This is a genomic window from Chryseolinea sp. H1M3-3 (genome assembly GCF_029360725.1).
Taxonomy (GTDB): Bacteria; Bacteroidota; Bacteroidia; order Cytophagales; family Cyclobacteriaceae; genus Chryseolinea.
Genome location: NZ_JARKMY010000019.1, coordinates 286081 through 308620, shown reverse-complemented (window position 1 = coordinate 308620; position 22540 = coordinate 286081). Strand labels below are relative to the sequence as shown.

12 protein-coding genes are annotated in these 22540 nt (G+C 41.6%); 2 read left to right on the top strand and 10 right to left on the bottom strand.

All coding sequences use genetic code 11. The features are described 5' to 3' along the window. Nucleotides 1–2 precede the first annotated feature (2 nt). The 6 genes from P2W71_RS28305 to P2W71_RS28280 all read right to left on the bottom strand — a co-directional run bounded on the left by P2W71_RS28305 (nt 3) and on the right by P2W71_RS28280 (nt 6676). Nucleotides 3–974: a PfkB family carbohydrate kinase gene (locus P2W71_RS28305; protein ID WP_276374926.1), complete on the bottom strand. Its 972-nt coding sequence runs from the start codon at nt 972–974 to the stop codon at nt 3–5. Nucleotides 975–1045: 71 nt separating this feature from the next. After that, on the bottom strand, nt 1046–1408 hold the full coding sequence (locus P2W71_RS28300; RefSeq protein ID WP_276374925.1) for a glyoxalase superfamily protein: 363 nt from the start codon (nt 1406–1408) through the stop codon (nt 1046–1048). Between the two features lie 10 nt (nt 1409–1418). Further along, entirely contained in the window at nt 1419–2354 is a 936-nt protein-coding gene (locus tag P2W71_RS28295) for an ROK family protein (RefSeq protein ID WP_276374924.1), read from the bottom strand. A 258-nt stretch (nt 2355–2612) separates the two neighbouring features. Further along, entirely contained in the window at nt 2613–4259 is a 1647-nt protein-coding gene (locus tag P2W71_RS28290) for a glycerol-3-phosphate dehydrogenase/oxidase (protein ID WP_276374923.1), read from the bottom strand. A 145-nt stretch (nt 4260–4404) separates the two neighbouring features. Then, the gene (glpK, locus tag P2W71_RS28285) at nt 4405–5889 is read right to left on the bottom strand and encodes a glycerol kinase GlpK (protein ID WP_276374922.1); all 1485 of its coding nucleotides are present in this window, start codon (nt 5887–5889) and stop codon (nt 4405–4407) included. Nucleotides 5890–5965: 76 nt separating this feature from the next. Continuing rightward, on the bottom strand, nt 5966–6676 hold the full coding sequence (locus tag P2W71_RS28280) for an MIP/aquaporin family protein (protein ID WP_276374921.1): 711 nt from the start codon (nt 6674–6676) through the stop codon (nt 5966–5968). A 262-nt stretch (nt 6677–6938) separates the two neighbouring features. Between P2W71_RS28280 and P2W71_RS28275 the strand changes: the two genes are divergently transcribed. Both P2W71_RS28275 and P2W71_RS28270 read left to right on the top strand, forming a co-directional pair. Then, on the top strand, nt 6939–9359 hold the full coding sequence (locus P2W71_RS28275; RefSeq protein ID WP_276374920.1) for a TonB-dependent receptor: 2421 nt from the start codon (nt 6939–6941) through the stop codon (nt 9357–9359). A 68-nt stretch (nt 9360–9427) separates the two neighbouring features. Next, the gene (locus P2W71_RS28270; protein ID WP_276374919.1) at nt 9428–10429 is read left to right on the top strand and encodes a DUF4249 domain-containing protein; all 1002 of its coding nucleotides are present in this window, start codon (nt 9428–9430) and stop codon (nt 10427–10429) included. Between the two features lies 1 nt (nt 10430). Here P2W71_RS28270 and P2W71_RS28265 read toward each other — a convergent pair whose 3' ends face one another. The 4 genes from P2W71_RS28265 to P2W71_RS28250 form a co-directional block, all read right to left on the bottom strand. After that, on the bottom strand, nt 10431–11777 hold the full coding sequence (locus tag P2W71_RS28265) for a vanadium-dependent haloperoxidase (RefSeq protein ID WP_276374918.1): 1347 nt from the start codon (nt 11775–11777) through the stop codon (nt 10431–10433). A gap of 592 nt (nt 11778–12369) precedes the next feature. Continuing rightward, entirely contained in the window at nt 12370–15576 is a 3207-nt protein-coding gene (locus P2W71_RS28260; protein ID WP_276374917.1) for a VCBS repeat-containing protein, read from the bottom strand. 297 nt (nt 15577–15873) lie between these two features. Then, nucleotides 15874–19209, bottom strand: a complete 3336-nt coding sequence (locus P2W71_RS28255; RefSeq protein WP_276374916.1) for a VCBS repeat-containing protein — start codon at nt 19207–19209, stop codon at nt 15874–15876. Then, nucleotides 19206–22535 (bottom strand): VCBS repeat-containing protein, encoded by a 3330-nt coding sequence (locus tag P2W71_RS28250; RefSeq protein ID WP_276374915.1) that lies wholly within the window; start codon nt 22533–22535, stop codon nt 19206–19208. Before P2W71_RS28250 ends, P2W71_RS28255 begins: the two co-directional genes overlap by 4 nt. Nucleotides 22536–22540 lie beyond the last annotated feature (5 nt).

Genomic DNA, 22540 nt, shown 5'->3' with positions numbered 1-22540 from the left:
CCTCAAAAATAGGTTTCCTGAATGATTTTATCCGTTTCTTCCAAAGATTTAAATACTGCAAACGTTTTACCCTGGGTTCTTAAAGCACCTAAGGTATTTCCATATTGCGCTGCCCTGATATAATCCTTCGGATTCTGGGCTAATCCGAAACCAATACCTCCTGCAAAGGAATCACCGCAGCCGGTGGTATCTATAACTTGCGCAACTTTAACGGCAGGCACCATCTCTTCTTTAAGTTTCCCTTTCTCCTTGTAATACACAAGACAACCGCGCGAATCGACGGTTATATAAAGACATTTTACACCGATGCTTAAACAATGATTTGCAAAATCACGCATTTCTTCCCTATTAATATCAGGCGATTCGGAAAAATCCCTGCTCTCATATTCTTTTTTAAACCATGAAGCGTTAGCTTCTTCCTGGTTCATCTTTAAAACATCGATGTAAGGCAACCATTGATCACGGTCAATCCAGAATTTGCGTTGCCGTTCACCAGTGTATAGGCACGCCGTTGTAGGGCCGTGTGCATCAAAAACAATAATTCCCTTGCTGTTTGCCTTAATGTATTGAAGTGTTTCCAGGGAAATTTCATAATCACTGATAGGAATAAACACAAACACATCGCAATCCATTAAGCCTTTTACATCGTCGGGTAAGATAGGATCCATAAATCCGGTTTGTCGTTCTAACCGGTTATTCATATCTACAAATTTCAGACTGATAATGTCGCCCTGGTCTTTCTTACTGGAGAGATGTTTCAAGTTTATTCCAGGATATCCATGAAATACTTCACGAACGTTATCAAGATCCACTTGACGAACATGCGATACTGGAATGATTTCCATTTTGTTGCCAACCATCGTTGATAAAGCAATTACAGGGTGGGTTACACATCCCCATTTCTGTATGAGATCTCCCTGATGGGTTACAATATGGTCACGTGGTATTGGACCCAGGATAGCGATTCGTTTCATTCGTTTGGAGTTCGAAGCTTTAAAAGTTAAGGTTAAATGTTTGCAAATTTATACGAGTAGCCTAGCTGATTCTATTCCTGGCTTTCGCTAAATAACAGTTTATTTCCAAAGGGATCAGTTACCTCCATGCAGATTGCATTCCATGGACTTTTCTCCAATCCTGGTTTATTAAATTTATAATTCTTGCTGGTTAAAAGGTGGTGATACGCTGCAATGTTTTGGAATTCGATAAAAACTTTTGCGCCTGGACTTGCGTCACCATGATGCTCTGATAAATGCAGGGTTATGTGCTCCCGTGAGATCTGTAGATACAAAGGTGCGTTGCTTTCAAAACGATGCTCCCAGTCGATGGTGAATTCAAGCCAATCCATATAGAACTCATGAGCCTTCGCATAATCAAAAATCCGCAAAACAGGAATTATCTTATGGCCCATACAGACGAAATCAACTTACCAAAAAAGCAGCACCAAATACACCTGCACTATCACCCAATGAAGGTCTAACAATCGGTGTATCGAGTCTGTTATTAAAAACATACTTTTTCACCGAATCCAATCCACGGTCGTACAGCAAATCAATATTCCCTACCCCTCCTCCAATTACGATTACATCAGGATCCAGAATATTGATGACGACGCTTAAACCTTTTCCAAAAAATTCGATCAATCTTAGCATGGTGCGTTGTGCTGTGGGGTCAACCTTTGATTCTGCTAAAGCGACAATGTCTTTCAGTGGCTTTCGATTGCCGGTTTCTTTAAAGTAATATTTCTCAAGTGCAGGACCAGAAATAACATTTTCAACACAACCGGTTTTACCACAATAACAAGGTCCGCCCGACTCATCCAAAAAATTGTGACCCCACTCGCCTGCAATGCCTTGCAATCCTATGATGGCACGGCCGTCAACAACGATTCCACCACCAACACCTGTACCCATAATCACGCCAAAAACTACCCGTGCATCGGGGAACCGTTCTTTGACAACGCCGTATCTCGCTTCTGCTAACGCAAAGCAATCGGCGTCATTTGCCATCTCGACTTTTATACCCAGCATGTTTTCCAGGTCATCTTTCATGCGTTGACCATTCATGACCGTAGTATTGCAGTTTTTCATGGTACCTAACTTAGGATCTAAAACGCCGGGTGTGCTAAATCCAATCCGATCGGGTTTGTAGCCAGCTTCCTTTTCCATCATGTCCACGATTTTTTTGACCTGGTCAAGGATGTGCTGATACCCCTGCGCTGCCTCGGTAGGAACGCGATCCCGGAAAAGTACCTCAGGTTCATCCTGATTTTTTAAGATCAGTCCCTCAATTTTTGTTCCGCCCATGTCAATTCCCCACAAGATGTTTTTGTGTGCCATGCTTTGTCTAGTCGTCATAGTTTCTTTTATGCCATCGTTTACGGGATGTAATTTAATAGTCTGGGGCTGAAAACAATTAGCTGTTTGATTTTAATTTGATGGATGGTTGGGGGCTTTTAGGGGGTGGCGGATAGTCGCTAACTTTTTGCCTTGTATCTGACTTAGCAACATTTTAAATGACTGCTATGCGTGGGAATGAAGTTAGTTGGTGCATAGCCCAGGGTTACGAGTTAACTGCATCGGTTATGCTGGTTCAAGTTGTTGATCGCGACGCATTCATTTTGAAAATGCAGTAATAGACGCAATGAGTTGGTCCAATTCATTCAACTCTTTAGATACCCGCTCGTTGCTCCAGCCCAGGTAAATTTTACATACCTCAGCAATTTCTGTTTTGCACCGAATGACTTTCTGAATATCAAAATTAATTAGGCCTGTTCTTCGAACGAAGAAGTCCGCGAGCGTGCATACCATTTCGTATTGAATGCAAAAAATAAGTTCAGCTTTTAACAATGAAAGCTCAGGATTTTCTTGTGTGTCACGATCAGCCCAATGGTCCAGTATGATGACAACCTGTTGACCATAATTCTCCACGAGATATGAGGCCGTATGAGGAGGCAGGTTACTGTCTTTGAGTTTGTCCGTGAGGGAAAGGACAAACTTCTTTACTTCCTTACCGTCTTTAAAGGCATTACCTCCCAACTTAATAAGATGAGTTCTGCATTCTTTGAGTGATTTTTTTTCGAAGTATTTTTTTATGACCAGGTTAACAACACGTTCAGCCATTTTTCGATAGCCAGTAAGTTTGCCGCCGGCAATCGATATCAATCTGCTGGGTGATTCAAAAATTTCATCTTTGCGTGAAAGCTCAGAAGCAGACTTACCTTCCTCATGAATCAGCGGCCTTAACCCTGCCCAACTTGATTCGACGTCGGATAGGCCTAACGTAACAGAAGGGAAATTTGTATTGACAGCGGCAATGAGGTATTCAGCATCTTGTCTAGTAGTGAACACCCGGTCCTTATCCCCATCATAAAAAGTGTCCGTTGTTCCCACGTAGGTTGTTCTGCCCCTCGGTATAGCGAATATCATTCGACCATCGTCTACATTGAAATAAATGGCTTGTTTCACCGGAAGCTTTGCACGTGGTAGAACAATATGCACACCTTTTGTCAGGTGTAGCCATTTTCCTTCTTTTGATTTATTGATGTCGCGCAACTCGTCAACCCAAGGACCAGCCGCATTTACCGTAACCGTGGCGCGGATCGCAAAAAAGTTATTGGATAACTGATCTGCAATTTTCGCCCCAACTATATTACCATTTTCATAAATAAATTCTTCTGCCCTGGCATAACTCAAAAGATCCGCGCCTTCAGCAGCTGCCGTTTTAACAATCTCAATGGTTAGCCGGGCATCGTCCGTTCTATATTCCGCATAGATAGCTCCCCCTTTTACGTCGTCTTTTTTTAGAAGCGGTTCATATTTCAGCGTTTGTGGTTTGGTCAACATTTTTCGCTGGTCCTCCGCTTTAACTCCGGCAAGCCAATCATAGATCTTTAGCCCGATGGAAGTCAACCCATACCCTAAGCCTTTTTTTTCAGAAAGCGGCAAAAGCATTTTTTCAGGAATAACAAGATGCGGTGCCAGTCGATGAACAATGGCACGTTCACTGCCGACCTCCTTAACAAGTCCGAATTCAAGTTGCTTGAGATATCGAAGTCCACCGTGGATGAGTTTCGTAGACCGACTACTGGTACCAAAGGCAAAATCATTTTTTTCAACGAGCGCTGTTTTTAATCCGCGAGATGCCGCATCAAGTGCAATACCAGCACCTGTAATTCCACCACCGATCACAAGCAGATCATAATGCTCTGTGGAGAGCTTGTTCATGATTGCCTGGCGATCGGAGAATGAAAATTTTATCATGAGTTTGTGATTTGATTAATGCCGTGAGAAACAGGTAGTTTTGAAAGTCAACAACGTTCCTGCAACGGGCTTTACACTATTTTATGTCCAGAGGAAAAGAGAATTTGAACGTATCAAATGACTTAATGAGTTTAATCTTCGCCATTTATTTATCATCTACCCAATCCATCGAACGCTTCACCGCTTTCTTCCATCCGTTGTACAACCGGACGCGGGTATCTTCATCCATTTTCGATATGAACGTTTTTTGAATTCTCCTATTACGAACAATGATTTCTTTTTTCCAAAGACCTATCTGAATGCCAGCCAGATAAGCTGCGCCCATGGCTGTTGATTCAATTACTTCGGGCCGTTCCACTTTGGTGTTCAATATGTCTGCTTGAAATTGCATCAGGATATTATTTGCCGAAGCACCGCCGTCAACTTTCAAGCTTGCCAATTTAATTCCTGCGTCTTCTTCCATTGCATTTAAAATATCTTTGGTCTGATAGGCCAATGATTCGAGCGTAGCTTTGATGATGTGGTCTTTTCCGGTGTCCCGGGTTAATCCAAAAATTGCACCCCGTGCATACATATCCCAATAAGGAGCACCCAGTCCGGCAAATGCCGGAACTACATATACTTCGTTCGAACCCAGTGCTTTCATTGCAAAATATTCAGAATCCTTTGATTGATCAATCAAATGTAAACTATCACGCAGCCACTGAACAGCTGCACCTGCAATGAAGACACTTCCTTCCAATGCATATTCCACTTTGTTCTCAAGTCCCCAGGCAATTGTGGTTATCAAACCATTTTTTGAATGTTGGATTTTCGTTCCGGTATTCATGAGCATAAAGCAACCTGTGCCATAGGTGTTTTTCGCCATACCCGGTTCAAAACACGCTTGTCCAAATAATGCAGCTTGCTGATCGCCGGCGACGCCCGCAATGGGTATATCCTTACCGTTGAACTTAAACGTGCCAAAGTTCGCTGCGGAAGGTTTTACTTCGGGAAGTACCGACTCCGGTATTTCAAGTTCATTTAACAATTTCTTATCCCAGGCTAAAGCTTTGATATCATACAGCATCGTGCGCGATGCATTGGTATAATCTGTTACATGGCTTTTTCCCTGGGTCATGTTCCAGATAAGCCACGTATCAATCGTACCAAAAACAAGTTCGCCTCGCTTCGCCTTTTCTTTTGCATTTGGTACATTGTCCAGCATCCACTTTATTTTGGTAGCAGAAAAATATGAGTCAATGACGAGACCCGTATGCTCCTTTACATAGTCGTCTAGTCCTCTTTTTTTTAAATCTTCGCATAGTGGTGCTGTACGTTTGTCTTGCCACACAATAGCGTTATAAATCGGCTGGCCGGTTTTTCGATCCCAGAGCACTGCGGTTTCACGTTGATTGGTTATACCAACGGCGGCGATAGATGCCGCATCAATATTATGTTCGCGAACCACCCTGTCAAGGACACCTAATTGCGTCGCCAGAATTTCATTGGCATCATGTTCTACCCACCCCGACTGAGGAAATATTTGTCTAAATTCCTGTTGGGCAATTCCAAGAATCTGCCCATCTTCTTTAAACAGTACTGCGCGTGAACTGGTGGTACCTTGATCTAGTGCAATGATATATTTCATAGGAGTGCTGAAGTGTTGAGGTATTCTGGTGTTTATGTGTTTAGGTGTTTACGTGGGGACGGGAGGCAATTCAAAATCATAATTCAAATAGGATCTCATACAAGCCCGCTCCAAGAAGGCCACCGATCAACGGACCTACTACTGGTATCCAACTGTATGACCAGTCAGATGACCCTTTTCCCGGAATTGGCAGCAGAAAATGTGCAATGCGCGGGCCTAGGTCGCGCGCGGGATTAATTGCAAAACCTGTTGTACCACCCAAACTTAAGCCAATAGAAGTTATCAATGCCCCAACGATTAAGGGATTCAGCCCATCGGCAAATTTATTTGCTCCGATAAAAAGTATGGCGGTAACAAGAACCATGGTACCAATAATTTCACTGATCAGATTTGGCAGCGTTGAACGAATGGCCGGCGCGCAACTGAATATCGCGAGCTTTAACCCGGCATTGTCCGTCAATTTCCAATGGGGTAAGTAATGTATCCATACCAATACTGCGCCCACAAATGCGCCGGAAAATTGTGCTACAAGATAACCGAACACTAAATTAGATTGAAAGTCACCGGTAGCCCAAAGCGCTATTGTAATCGCAGGGTTAAGGTGAGCATTGCTGATTCTTCCGACGGCATAAATGGCTAAGGTGACAGCTAGTCCCCAGCCAATCACAATGGTTAGCCATCCGGCATTTTCTGCCTTGGAATTTTTTAATAGAACACCAGCAACGACACCATTTCCTAGTAAAATAAGGACCATGGTGCCGAAAAATTCTGCAACGTAAGGCGACATATTTGTTTCTTGGTTTGTGCCAATATATTAAACTTATATCGATTGTATTGATATGAAAATAAACATTTGGAAATTTTCATTATCGCCGGTTCCCTTTTTTTGAATCTCACATTTAAGTTTCAATTGGATTTGGTTTATGGCGCCCCAAAATCGTAATTGGGTATAAATCAGTAGGAGATGATGTTTCGAAAAGATTTACTGAGTCTTTCCAATGTAACACAACGCGTTCGGTGTCTTTGGTGTTAGATCTTAAATTTAAAGCATGATTGTTTTTACTTGCAGGGTATTCTTGGTCATTTTATTCGCACAGCTCAGCGGTCATGCCATTGCTCAAGATGATTGGGATGTAGCCTGGCAAGTTGTCGGCGACTCAGCTGAACTAATTCCCAAACAAAATTTAATTCTTACGGGTAGGGTCACGCAAAAAGACTCGGGGGAACCGGTGACGGGTGCATCCATTTCTGCCGAAACATTCAAATATTTTGATTACACTGATCAGACGGGAAGTTATGTCCTCGAACTTCCTCCGGGGAGGTATCGAATTATGGTAAGGCACGTGGGCATGAAAACCGTTTACCTTAGGCTGCGAATAGTGTCTTCAGGATTATTCAATATACAGATGGAGGAGGGTACTACAGGCCTTGATGAGGTAGTGATATCATCGCGGGCGATCGACAGCAACGTTAAACAATCACTTCCCGGATTGACCAAACTGAATGTACAAGAAATCAAGACCTTACCGACGCTAATGGGTGAAGTAGATATTCTTAAAAGTTTACAACTATTACCGGGTGTAAGCAGCGTAGGCGAAGGCTCCGCCGGATTTAATGTCAGAGGCGGGCGGATGGATCAGAATCTTGTTTTATTGAATGACGTCCCATTATTCAATACGTCCCACGCCCTTGGTTTTGTGTCAGCCTTCAATCAGGATATTGTCAAAGATTTTAGTCTATTCAAAGGAAATGTACCGGCCAATCTTGGAGGGAGAGCTTCGTCCGTTTTAGAAATTACAACACGGCGTGGTGATTTTGATAAATGGAAATTTCAGGGTGGTGTGGGCCCGATTACAAGTCGGATTTCTGCCGAAGGGCCAATCAAATCGGGTAAGAGTTCCATATTGTTGGCAGGCAGAATTTCGCATGCGAATTGGTTACTGAAAAAAGTCGCCGACCCGAACGTAAAAAGAAGTAAATTATCCTTTTATGATACCTATGCGGGATGGAGTCATAGATTTTCATCCAATAGCACAACCGATGTAACATTTTATTCAAGTGCTGATGAGTTTCAATATTCTGATCAATTTGGATATGCATGGAATAATCATGTTGTAAACGGAAAATGGCAAGCCCTCACAGATCGCAACGCATCCCCTATCCTTTCCATTTCGTATGGTCACTTTAAAAATACACTCATTGACCCTTCTGGTGTTGAAGCGTCAGAAGTGACCAATACTCTAAATTATTTTCAAATTAGCGAAACCGTAAATTACATCCGTAAAAAACACAACATAATAGCAGGCGTTTCAGGCATAGGATATTTACCCAAAGCAGAAGAACGGCAAGGTTACAAGGGAAACCCTCGAATTGAAAGAAAATCAATAGCCAAAAATAATGGTGTTGAACTAGCAATTTTCGCCAATGATGACTACGAAATTTCCGAAAATTTCAGCATCTCATTGGGGCTTCGATATTCGCATTATACACATCTTGGCGAAGATACGTTATACACCTATCAGCCCAATGTACCAAAAACCGTTTCAACGATTGAAGATACCATATACTTTTCAAAATTTGAGCGTATAAAAACATTTGGAGGCCTGGAGCCTCGGATCTCCGCCCGGTTTAACATTACGCCCAGCCAGTCCGTGAAAGCTAGTTATAATAGAATGCGTCAGTACATTCATTTGATTTCAAACACCACATCTCCGACGCCAATTGATCTTTGGCAAGTAAGCAACGAGTATTTGCCACCACAGGTAACAGATAACTATTCCATAGGCTACTTTTTAAATATAAAAGATAATCGGTGGGAAACTTCTGCGGAGTTATTTTACAAAGACATGAGAAACCTCGTTGAGTATAAAGATTTTCCAGCATTATTTCTAAATCCTCACTTGGAGACGGAATTACTTACCGGATCTGGCCGAGCGTACGGAGGAGAATTATACATCCGGAGATTAAAAGGAAAATGGACCGGCTGGATTTCTTACACATATTCTCAAACAGAATTAAGAGTTCCATCGCAAAATGGGGCCGAGTCTATAAATGACGGGAAACGGTATTCCTCTAACTATAATAAGCCACACACTTTTAATTTAGTGATTGATCGTAAGCTCAGGAACAAAGGCGCTTTCTCTGTCATTGTATCCTATACAACAGGCCGACCATTAACGGCCATTGAATCCAGTTATATTGTTGGTAGTACCGTAGTTCCCATTTATTCTGATCGAAACGAATACAAAATTCCAAATTATTTGCGCATTGACTTTTCTTTCACGATTGGAAACATTGTAAAAAAGATAGACGACTCCCTGGTGTTTTCAGTTTATAATTTATTGGGACGCGACAACGCATATTCTGTTTTCTATAGGCGGCCTGCCAACAACTATTTTATCCCAAAGCCTTTTAAACTTTCAGTGCTTGGCGCAGCACTTCCATCGATAACTTATAATTTCAAATTTTAATGATACTAGGAAGCAACGTCATAAAATTATGCGTAAGATCGATATCGACGCTTTTGCTCAGTAGTTGTTTGACGCCTATAGAGGTTGAAACGGAGAATATTGGAGGAAAATTAGTAGTCAGTGGGCAAGTCAGCTCTATCCCGGAGCGGAATTTCGTCCAACTAGGGATAACAGCAAATACAGAACGTCTTCCTGTCCCGCTGTCAGGGGCTGACGTCATTCTATTGAGTGAAGGCGGACAATCCTATGGATACACGGAAGACCCTTCAAATCAAGGGATGTATTTTTTGCAAGGTATCTCAGGTGAACCTTTAAAAACCTACCAGATACGGGTGACCACGCCTTCTGGGGAGATCTATGAATCGGCATGGGAGGAAATGCCTCAACAGGCTGGACAAGTTACCGCGACGTATGAATTTGTGAGAGAAGAATTTACTGACCTGGAAGGGATTGTGTCAACCGAGCCATTTATAAAAATATATTTAAATTCCACGTTGCCCGCGGGATCACAGACACCCTACGTGAAATGGAATACAATCGAAAGTTTTCTGCTTACGCCTACCGATTTTCCCGACCCGCTTGGTTACGTACCTCCTCCCTGCTTCATTATCCAAGATGCGGACCCGCAGCGTATCGTGCTTTTCAATGGCGAAGATGTCAAAGCAACTACTGTCGAAAATCTTTTAGCAGTATCACGAATTGTTGATTGGACCTTTATTGAAAAACATTATTTCACCACATATCAATCGTCCCTTACAAGAGACGCTTATGAGTATTGGAGAAAAGTGAATATTGTAGCTAACCAGGTAGGCTCCATTTTCGACACCCCTCCCGCGGAGATCAAAGGTAATATCAACAACATCAAAAATCCGGACGAAAAAGTTTACGGTTACTTCCAGGCTACAAATGAAAGTTTTTACCGTTTTTACTTACTACAAAGGGATTTGGGTTTTCCTTTGCTAGTTACGACTTGTACTTATAACAACCGGAATTTTCAAGAGTATCCGTCACGTTGCTTGGATTGTAGTTCACTTCGCAACAGTACTTATCAACGACCAATTTGGTTTTAACCTATTGGCTGATTGTTAAGTCTTCTCTCCTTGTTTTTATTTTGGAGAGGATATAGGTACCCACTGCCTTACCTTCCACGAGTCCAAGTTCAAACGCAGGCCTGTAGTGTATTCCGCCATACATCCTACTAACTGCCGCCTCTTCGCATGCTTCTTGAAAGGATTTAAACGACCGGGATGTTAGGCCAAACTCAATTTCAGTAGAATCAACAAAAGAAAAGTTATCACCAAAAAGATCTGTTAATGTTACCGCTGCGGCGGCAGAAATAACGCTATGGCCACTGGTATACTCAGGGAAGGGCGGTGTTTGTAAAAGTGGCACCCAGTTTTCGTCTATGTATTGATTTATGTAGGTTTCAGGGCGTATTAATCTGCTTCTATACTTCTCGTCCCAGCATGACACAAAACCGTCGAATAACGATACGGATACTCGCATGTAAGCTTCCGCCGCCTTTACAAAGTCTGCTTTGGTCTTCGCACACGCCACGTGTGTAATATTCATCCAATGCCCACCTGGTGAAATTTTCTTTGTAGCAAACATCACATGGCCCTTTACATTCATCACAAATGGATTACAATCCCAAAAGGAAGCGATTTCACGTTGTTCTTGTGTCATTTTTTTTCCGATGTCATAGACTTCTAAGGCTTCCTTATAGAAAGTGCTTTCTTTGTCTATCGAGAAAGGGGTTGGCGGCTTAGGTTTAAATTGCCCGGCGGAGTCTATTCCGAATGTACGAATCTTATTCCAGTGCGGTTCGATGGCATCCATATAGGCAGGCGGCGTTGGTTTCCACGTCGCCGGATCATCTAAAATAGAATATTTCGGAAAGGAACGACTTTGTTTATAATTGTCTTTACTTGACCATGCGATGATGTGATCAGCCACTTGGGTACCGTAGGCGACAGACCGTTCATAAACCTCATCGGGTATGCCAGTGTCCCTAAATTCTTTCATGATCTTTTCATAAAAAGCATCCATTTTGTCTTCCGAGAAGACCAAATTTCTTCCAACTTTTAACATTGCCTGAACTGCGGAAAGCTGATAGCAATACTCTACGCCATCTTGAGGTGCGGGGACAGTCTCAAGTCCATTTAGCTGGCCCGCCATTGACACATATTGTTGATCACGGTGAATAGCAGCTTCATAGCCTGCAACACTCATATACGCATATATACGCGACGCAACCGGGGGCGAAAAAATATCATGCACAATGACATCTGTGACTTGTTTTACAGAACGATGTAAAAAATCGGCCCGGTCAACCTTTGATCTCCACTCTTTTTCATCGCTGGAACATGAAAACAATACCACACATAGGATTACCAAACTCAGTAGAGACTTCTTCATAAGAAACCAATAATTTAACCTCTAAAATTACCCAATCTTCAGAAATATAAAAGAATTTATCGAACGCAACTGAGCTTTTGAAAAGCTCCGCCCTCTTTGCGACGATTCGAAATTTTAAAAAAACAACAGTTAATTCTTTCAGTAAATTCCCTAAACTAAAGTCAAAAGCTGAATGAAATCTGAATTTATAAAGTCAGCATTCTTGGGAGGCAACAACCAGCATCTTTGTTTTGGAGTTTACATGCTAAGGGCTCCCAACGAATCATTATTGCTGATTGCTAGAAAGAAGATAACGCTTGGAAATTCCCTTTCCCTTTAAGAATTAATCCATAGCGCCCGTCATAACGACCCATTTTGGGTATTTGGATGATAAAAATAACATGAGGGCATAACGTCTAATAACTCCTCTTTATCAAACATGATAATGAATATTCATGCGTGAAAATTGCGCCACTTCGGGAAGGAATGAACTTAAATTTCCCTCTTCCCAGATCAATTGAAACATTCAGAAATTCCCCACTGCCTTTTTCTTTGCTGCTACAACCTAACAACAGGAATAAAAAACTAGTTGAAAGACGATTTGTAATACGATTTATTTAATACGGTAGAATACGACGGTATTATTATTACGGATAAAAGTGAGCGTTTTATTGGCCTTGCTGTTTAAGGTGCTAATATGTCTCACCTCGCCTTCTATAGCCAATCCCGATTCTATTGAACTTAATGGTTTAAAGTTGCCGTGACCATCGTTCTTTAAAACAAGTCCCCGCAATCCATCATACCGGCCAACCTCTGGTTTCACCGCAAATAGATTACCTCCAATAATAAGATCGTCAATATGGTCCCCGTCCACATCAAAAACCTCGATTCCATAAACTGGTGAATACTGCGCCTCGACAGGCAGATGTTTTAATTTAAATCCTTTCGTACCGTTGTTAACAAGTAAGGATGTATGCGGTTCATAAAACTGTAGTTTGTGCGCCTTTTTTAGTGAGGCTTTGTCAACTACTTCCTCAATTGTTTTGTCAGCATAATCTTTATAAAAGACAAACTCCTTTTTCAAGGAAGGTATTTGTTTGATGATGTCCTGGCGAAGGGCAAAAGGAAATTCTCTGCCTTGCGTGTTGTGAATGAAAATCGGTTCTATGGATCCATTTTTGTCAAAATCGCTAACATATAGCGAAACAGGTGCCGACGCATTGGGCTTAAATATGGAGTTCAAACCTAAATTTCCCAAGACAAAATCCTCATCACCATCGTTGTCAATATCGACGGCTTTAAGCCGGTTCCACCATCCTTCAGAATGATCAACGCCCGTAATTTTTTCTGCTTTCATTAATTTTTTTCCGTCATTCATAAACAGCGTTACAGGCATCCACTCGCCAATGATAAGCAGATCGGAAAATCCATTCTTATCGTAGTCGAACCAATGTGCATCCGTGACCATTCCCAATTGTTTGAGTTGGGGAGCCAAGGTTACTGTTTGATCTCTGAATGTGCCAGTGCCATCATTTACCAACAGCACTTGATCGCACGGCAACCCGTAATAAGATGGCAACAAGCGTGTACCAACGAACAAATCTATATCGCCGTCATTGTCAACATCGGCCGGCTTAACACAACTTCCACTTTGATAAATCAGTGGAATGCGGTCCGTAGATTTCTCAAAGACCGGCGTTCCGTTTTTAATACCCTCATTGACATATAACCGGTCCACTTGGTGAATAGATTGTGTCGTATTCTCCGTTCCACCTGTTACGACATACAGGTCAAGGTCTTCATCGTTATCAGCGTCAAAAAAAACGGCAGCCACATCTTCAGCAGCGCTATCTGCCGCGAACACTTCGGATAGCGCGTTAAACTTGTTATCAGCTTGCTGAATATAAATTGCACCGGTATAACCCGCTGATCCCCCTAAATAGAAATCATCAAGACCATCCTTATTAATATCAGCTTTTGCAAATGCAGGACCTTGGGTAGACAACATGTGATATTTGAGACGATCGCGATCGAAATCGTTAAATGTATTTTCGTAATGAACGATTGAATCATTCTTTACGGGGCTTAACAGCGGCACAATTCTAGCCGGCATGACTTTAAGGTCCTTCGCTGCTTCATTTGAGACGGTAAGCAATTGATTTGCCTTTACATCCTTCATTATCTGAACCCTCCGGTCGGGCCATGTAACGACCAGGCTATCTACCTGTTCAAGTTTACCTAACCCAATAATGATTTTATAATCCATGCTTGATTGAAATCCACGAATGGGCATATGATCAAAGGCCAAAACACCTGAATCCACATAAGCTTGCACCGTGGCACCTAAACCGAAAACATTTTTTTTGTTTCCTTTAAAACTGAACGCTAAGTAGTTGTTTTGATTCAACTCGCGACTTCTGTTTTGATAAACAAAAACTTCCTGGTTTACATTATTAACAACCAGATCTAAATCACCATCATTATCTAAGTCGCCATAAGCGGCACCGTTCGAAAAACTTGGTTCATCCAGCCCCCACTCTTTTGCCTTGTTCTTAAATTGAAGATCGTCCTGTTGCGCAAATAAAAAATTGCTAAGTTTTTGAGAAGGCATTTTTTCTGTAAACTCTTCGAAGTCGATTTCCTTTCCTTCGATTGCGGTCCGCATTTGGTCGCTACTTCCTAAATATTCTACGAAGTCCTGGTTGATAAGATCTTTGTAGATGCCATTACAAACAAATATTTCTTTATGCTGGTCGTTATTAAAATCGGCGATCAATGCACCCCAACTCCAGTCGGTAGCAGATACGCCGGCGAGTTCTCCCATTTCTGTAAAACTTCCGTCCCGGTTATTGAGATGAAGCATGTTTCGCATGAACTGATGGTAATATCCGTTTCGTATGCGCAGTTGATATACATCATATGTTTCAAATGCCGTTAGTGTTTTTAAACGAATGTCGTCTTCGGGTAGCATATCCGTTGAAAATATTTCCGGATACCCGTCGTTATTCAAATCAGCCAGATCAGCTCCCATCGAAAACATGCTGATGTGGCCCATGTATTTTTCCAGGCTTTCATTGAATGTACCGTCTCCGTTGTTGATATAGAGGTAATCACGTTCATAAAAATCGTTGGAGATATAAATGTCAGGCCAGGAATCCTGGTTGACATCGCCCACAGTAACGCCCAGCCCAAACCCTATTACGCTCCCAAAAATTCCAGCCGATTCGCTGACATCCACAAACTTATTATTGTCGTTTCGGTACAGTTTGTGTCCTCCAAATTCATCACGAACATTTCTGAGGTTTCGATATCCGAGCGATGAAACAGGTTTATAGGAATTGTTCAAAACATAACAATCCAGATCCCCATCTTTATCGTAATCAAAAAAAGCCGCGTGGGTGCCAAATCCTTTGTCCGCTAACCCATACTGAGCTGCGCTTTCTTTGAATGTGAGATTGCCATTGTTAATGAATAGTTCGTTTTCACGATTGCCGTTTTTTACATCACCTGCATTGCAAACATAGATGTCGAGAAAACCATCGGCATTGATATCAACAACACTTACACCTGTTGACCAGGCCTTTGTGCCCGCGATTCCGGAAGGTTCCGTTATGTCTTCAAACTTCCAGTCCCCTTTGTTGATAAAAAGCCTATTGGGGCCCATGTTTGAAGTGAGAAACACATCTGATAATCCATCATTGTTGAAGTCAGCAAGGCCAACACCGCCTCCGTTGTAAAAATTGCGATAACGGAATACATTCAGTTCATCAGTTGTCTCTACCTTATTAACAAATGCAATTCCGGTTTCTGTTGAACTCATCCTTTTAAAAAGGGCGTTAGGATTTGGACGAGCAGTATAGTCATCTTTCTCGCGGCAGGCTAATACACCAATAATCAAAAAAAATAACAATAACCGCATCCTTTTTTTTATGAATCAGAAAAATATAAAAAAGACGGCAGGTATTAATAACTTTAGCAGGTTCTTCTTAGTGGCTGTTTAAAAATTCAGGAGCAATTCTGGCTCGATTAGTTCTGAAACCGTTACATTATTTCCTGTCTATAATCATTCTTCACGATCTCAACAGCAAAATTAAAAAGCACAAAGCTTTTTCTTATCTCAATTTTTCCCTTTTATGAATACCTTAATACTCGCGTTGTTTCTGGAAACTGCAAATCTTTTTTTGTTCTTATAATCTTTTAACACCTTAATATCCCTCCCTTGTCCTTTGACGACAAAGCCAGATTGTTGCGCCTCAAGGGATTTAAAACCGTGCTTGCCGTCGCCCATTATAACTAAGCCATAACCAGCATCATAACGACCGAAATCTGGCTGGACGGCATCTAAATTTCCTACCATTAAAATATCGGCATTGCCGTCGTCATTTAGATCATCGACATTAAACGAAAAGATTGGGAACATCTGTGCTTCAATGGGAAGTTGACGTATTAAGAATTTATCTTTTCCTGTGTTCTGAACGTACACCGAGCTAAATGTATATGCATCCTTCCGGCTAAACTTCTTTTGACTGTTCTGATCAAGAATGTCCTCAAGTTTAACATTCTTGTAAGCATCATATTTTAGAAACTTACGCCTCAGGGATGGTATCTGTTTTACAAGTTGGTCGCGTGATGTTATAGGATAACGCTCGCCCTGGTTGTAATACGTTAAGATGTGATCGAGGCTATTGTTATTGTCGATGTCGCCGATAAAAATGCTTACTGGCTCGTTTATGGTAGCCTTTAGACGAGAATTATGACCCAGGTTGCCGACAACAAAATCAACGTTTCCGTCTTTGTCAAAATCGTGCGCTGAAATGGTATTCCACCATCCATTGGTTTGCTCCAGGCCGTATGCCTTTGTTTTGTTTTTGAAAAAACCTGATTCATCTTGAATCATTACTGTAATGGGCATCCACTCACCGACGACAACTAAATCAGTTCTTGCATCGTTATTGACGTCTTGCCACACAGCGTCGGTCACCATCCCCAGTGTTGTGGTATTATTTTCGTGTTGAACCAAACGCGAAGTTTCCTCTTGAAAAATGCCTCTGCCATTATTTATCAGCAAGACACTTGGTGGATCTACTCCGTATGTTCCTGAAATTACTCGGCCTCCGATGAACAAATCGATATCGCCGTCATTATCTACGTCTCCTGGTTCTACACACGACGCATTAACAAATATGTCTGGAAGATTTTCTTCGGCTCTAACAAATTTTCCGTGCCCATCATTTAGGTATAAGCGGGCCAAAAGATTCTTACTCCTTCCTTTGAATTCTTGTCCTCCTCCTACTACAATTAAATCCAGTGTTTCATTACCGTCTACATCCGCAAAGGTGGCATCAACATCTTCTGCTAATGAATCTGATTCAATGATCGGCTGAACAGATTGAACGAAGTCACCATTTTTATTTTGAATAAAAATCGCACTTGGTTGTCGGGCTGCACCACACACGAAAAAATCGTCGACCTTGTCCCCATTAACATCGCCGACAGCAATTTTTGGGCCCTGCGTGGTTAATGTGTGAGGAATCAATCGTTCGGTATTAAAGGCCGTAAAGTTATTTTCTTTGTGTGTGAATAAATGTTCAATACCTTCGTGGAGCAGCTGATGGCCAGCCTCCCGCACTTTTTGATGCTGAACAAATGCATCTGATTGTTTTACCGTAATCGTTTCTCTTGGCTGGATAGTTTTCAATGTCTGAGTTTTGTTGTCTGTCCAACGAATAGAAATTGAATCCACCTTTTCATTTCCAAGTCCGATATGCATCGTGTAATCAACAGAAGATAACCAACCTCGCGAAGGGATTTGCTCGTGTATAATTTTTTTATTCCCTGTAAAGACCAAGACTTTCGCACCGATGCCGAATCGATTGGCGCCGTTGCCTTCAAATTTAATTTTCAGAAAATTGAAATCTTTTTGTCCTAAATCATTGCGGTATAGGAAAGCCTTTTCATTAATATTGTTGACCACCAAATCCAAATCGCCATCGTTGTCCAGATCTGCATAAGATGCTCCATTAGACAAACTGGGTTCACTTCCTATCCATGAGACTGAAACATCCTGAAACGACAAATTCCCTTGATTCCTAAAAAAAACATTTGGTACTTTACCGGAAGGCATTTGTTCAACAAGCTGTTGATCGGAAAGATAGCGCTGCGATGAATCGCGCACGATAAAATTAATATAGTCCAAGTCATTTGGTCTTCCAACGATGCCATTAGCTACAAAGAGATCTTTGTAACCATCATTGTCAAAATCGGCCAACAGTGGAGCCCAACTCCAATCCGTAGCCTCTATTCCAGCAAGAGATGCAACGTCACTAAACATTAAATTATTTGTATCATCACATCCACGGTTTAGCTGAAGAGTATTTCTTGCAAATTGATAGTGATATCCATGCTGGAGTTTAAACTCGTATATCTCATAAGGATCCTCGCCGGCGGTCGTTTTTATTACCTTTTCATTTTTTGGCAGCATGTCTAAAGTCACGATATCCATCAAGCCATCATTGTTGATGTCGGCAATATCGTTTCCCATTGAGAATCGACTTGAATGTGGGATCGCCTTTTCCAATTCTTGAGTGAATGTTCCATTGCGCTGATTTATATAGAGGTAATCATTTTCATTAAAATCGTTGGACACGTAAATATCTAAATATCCATCCAGATTAAGATCCGAAATTCCAACGGCCAGGCCATACCCGATTTGACTGTTTAAAATTCCAGCTTCCGAAGTAACATCATTGAAATAGGTTTTGCCAGTGGGAATCAATTCGTTTCGATACAACTTGTCTCCGGCTAGCGAATCACTTTGAAATCGTAGCGTTGCATTGCCATAGGATCTTCGCGTATGGACGGAATGATTGACAAGATACAGGTCGAGATCACCATCATTATCATAATCAAAAAAAGAGCCCTGAGTAGAGAACCCCCGGAAAGTTAAGCCATACTCGTCAGTCTTTTCCGAAAAAGTAAGGTTACCATTATTGATGAAAAGTTGATTCCTGCCATTGAATTGTTTATAGTTCCCAACACCGCATACGAATATATCGAGGAACCCATCGCCATTTACATCGGCCATTGTTACTCCTGTTTTCCAATTTCCAATGCCCGAGACGCCCGCTTTCGATGTAATATCTTCAAAGGCAAATTTTCCCTTATTCAGGTAGAGCTTGTTTGATTGCTGATTTGATGAAAAGTAAATATCTGCTAATCCATCATTATTAATATCCCCTAATGCTACTCCCCCACCGTTGTAAAAATATAAATACTCGATGATGTTAAAATCGTCGGAGTCTTTAAGGGTGTTTTCAAAATTTACGTTTGTTTGTGAAACTGGGACCTTATAAAAAAGCTGATTCCTTTTTTGATTGTTTTGACAGCTTTGTAACCCGATAGCCAACAATACACAAAAAAGTACGCTCGTGATAAGATAGAAATTACGGATCACTTTTTCTTCTTCTTAAATGCTAAGATTGAATCGTTATTGCGGGCAGCTAAAATCAGGTCACCCTGTTCTGTTTTAACGTAAATGATATCTCTTACCTCACCATCCATTTTAATACCTGAATCTTTTGAAGAAACTGGCTTAAAATTTCCTTTTCCATCCCCTTTTAAAAAGACTCCATAACTCGCATCGTAGCGCCCCACCTCTGGCTTTGCTTTATACAAATTACCGCCCAATAGTATATCCGGATGATTATCACTGTCAATATCCGCTATTTCAATTCCGTATACGGGAGATAGCTGCGCTTCAATCGGAAGCGGTCGCAATGAAAATTTTCCATGTCCCTGGTTGATCAAAATGCTCGTTGAAAACTCATATGCATCAAGTTTGGACGACTGCTTGATCTGCTCAGGCGAGAATATGTCAGTTATTGTCTGATCTTTATAATTCTCATATTTCAAGTATTTCTTCTTCAAAGAAGGTATTTGTTTTACCAAATCATGCCGGAGGGCCATAGGATAGCTTGTAACTCCATTGTATGTGCATATGATTTGTTCGACTGTGCCATTTTGATCAAAATCGTTGATGTACATACATACAGGTTGATCAACGGAGGCCCTAAATCTTGAATTCAAGCCATGATTACCTATAACAAAATCAATATCGCCGTCATGATCTAAATCAGAACCTTCCAGGCGGTTCCACCAGCCATTGCTTTTACTAAGGCCTGATTCCGATGTCCGATCCTTCAGCTTCCCCTCATTATTTAAAAAAATTTTCACTGGCATGTATTCCCCAATAATAAGCAAGTCATAATCGTTGTCACCGTCAATGTCAGCCCATACCCCATCCGTGATCATCCCTACGTTGGTCAGCTCCGGCGCGATTTCAGCAGTTACATTTTTAAAATTTCCGTTTCCGTCATTATTTAAAATGTATCCACTCATTGGTGCGCCATACGAAAATGGAAGAAGCCGGACGCCTACGAATAGATCCTGATCACCATCGCTATCGTAATCTGCCGCACTGACGGTAGATGTACTCTCAAACTTTGACGTGGGAAGTACCTGGTTTGATTTACTAAAATTACCCTTGCCGTCATTGATGTATAACCTGTCAATTAAAGCAGTAGACACATTTGAAAATTCGTTCCCTCCACTGCACACATACAAATCGACATCACCATCATTATCGGCATCAAAAAATGTGCTTGCCATATCCTCAGCGGCCTGGTCTTTTACAAAGACCTTTTCATTTGTGCGCTTAAATCCCCCGTTGTCGGTTTGAATAAACAATGCGCCGGGTTGATCTTTGGCTCCACCGATGTAAAAATCTTGGCGCCCATCTCCATTAACATCTCCCATTGTCATACGCGGACCCTCCATGCTTAGCATATGATAGATCAACGGGTCTCTATCAAAGTCTACAAAATCATTTTCTTTGTGCAGGAATTCGGCAACATCTTTAGCGGGTGTAAATGTAGGATCAACGTTAATTACTTCGGGCTGGTACAATTTAATGCTCTGAAGAGGAACACCATTCTTTTGCTCAAGAATCAAAGTTTGATTAGTGGGCACATCAAAAAGGAGTTCGCCATTTCCATCGGGCCATTCAACCACAATTCTTTCGACGGTATCAATCTTCCCCAGTCCTATGTTTGGGCGAGGATCCATGGAGGATTCAAAACCTCGGATGGGCATCTGTTCCAGGTAAAAAGTTTTATCCTTGTGTAGTATAGTGATCTTTGTGCCAAATGCCGATGTATTTTTACCCATCCCCTTCAATTCAAACTTCAAATAGCGATTAATTAAACGCTGATTAGTTTCATTTCGAAAAACTGACGCTTCGCTATTAACGTTGTTGATGACTAAGTCTAAATCTCCATCATTATCTAAATCTCCATAGGCAGAACCATTCGAAAAATTCGGTTCACCCAATCCCCATTCACTGGCTTTATCAACAAAACGTAAGTTACCTTGATTATGAAAAGCAAAATTTGGAATTGGTACCGATGGAATTGGTTCTATGAGCTTTTTATAATCTACGCCATTTCCGGACACAACATTTTTCACAATCTCCGGGTTTGAGGCGTATTGAAGATAATCCTGATTTGTCAAATCCTGGAAAATACCATTCGATACAAAAATATCTTTTAGACCATCATTGTCCATGTCGAATATTAATGCGCCCCAGCTCCAGTCCGTGGCCTCAACGCCGGCTAACCGTCCGATCTCACTAAAACTTCCATCACCATTGTTGTATTGAAGCATATTTCTTGTAAACTGGTGATAGTAATCGTTTTGCACACTATAATTATACCGATCCCAGTTTTCGAATGTAGTAACGGTTTTTAGCCGTGAATTTTCTTTAGGCAACATTTCCGTTACGAAAATATCAGCGTAAGCATCATTGTTGATATCCGCCAGGTCTGCTCCCATTGATGCCCCGCTAATAGACTTCATTTGTTCTGTAAGGCTTTCCTTAAATGAACCGTCATGATTGTTGATGTATAAATAATCGCGTTCAAAAAAATCATTGGAGACATAAATGTCCAACCAACCATCTTTATCTACATCGCCGACCGTTACGCCCAATCCAAAACCAATTACACTTCCATAAATGCCGGCTTCCGCACTGACGTCAATAAACTTGTTTCCATCATTACGCAAAAGTTTGTCACCGCCCAGCGAATCCCGTTGTGGGCGTTCATTTTTCCGAAGATTAAAACTGCCTATCGCCTGATACGAGTTGTTGAGTATGTATAAATCAAGGTCACCGTCTTTGTCATAATCGAAAAAAGCCGCGTGTGTGGTATAACCGCGATCCGCAATTCCGTACTCCTGGGCGCGCTCCGTAAACGTCAGGTCCCCATTATTAATGAACAGTTCATTTTGTTTATTGTCGCCTTTTACGTCGCCGGAGTTACAGACATAAATATCAACCAGGCCGTCGCCATTGACATCCGCCATGCTCACACCAGTTGACCAAGCTCTCTTCCCTGCCACGCCCGCCTTTTCCGTGATATCTTCAAACCTGAAGTCGCCCTTGTTCAAAAATAGTTTGTTGGGTACAATATTTCCGGTGAGGTACACATCGAGAAGACCATCGTTATTGATATCGCCCAGTGCAACACCCCCCCCGTTGTAATAATTGCGATATGTATAAATGTTAAAGTCCTTGTCGAACGATAGCGTATTAGCAAAGGCGATTCCAGTGCGGTCAGCATCCAGTTCGGTAAAAAGCGGATCGTGTTTTTTTTCCCGTGTCGAGCAACCGGTAGCTACTAAGACCACGATACACCACGAAACAAAGTCAGATTTATAGAACATTGATG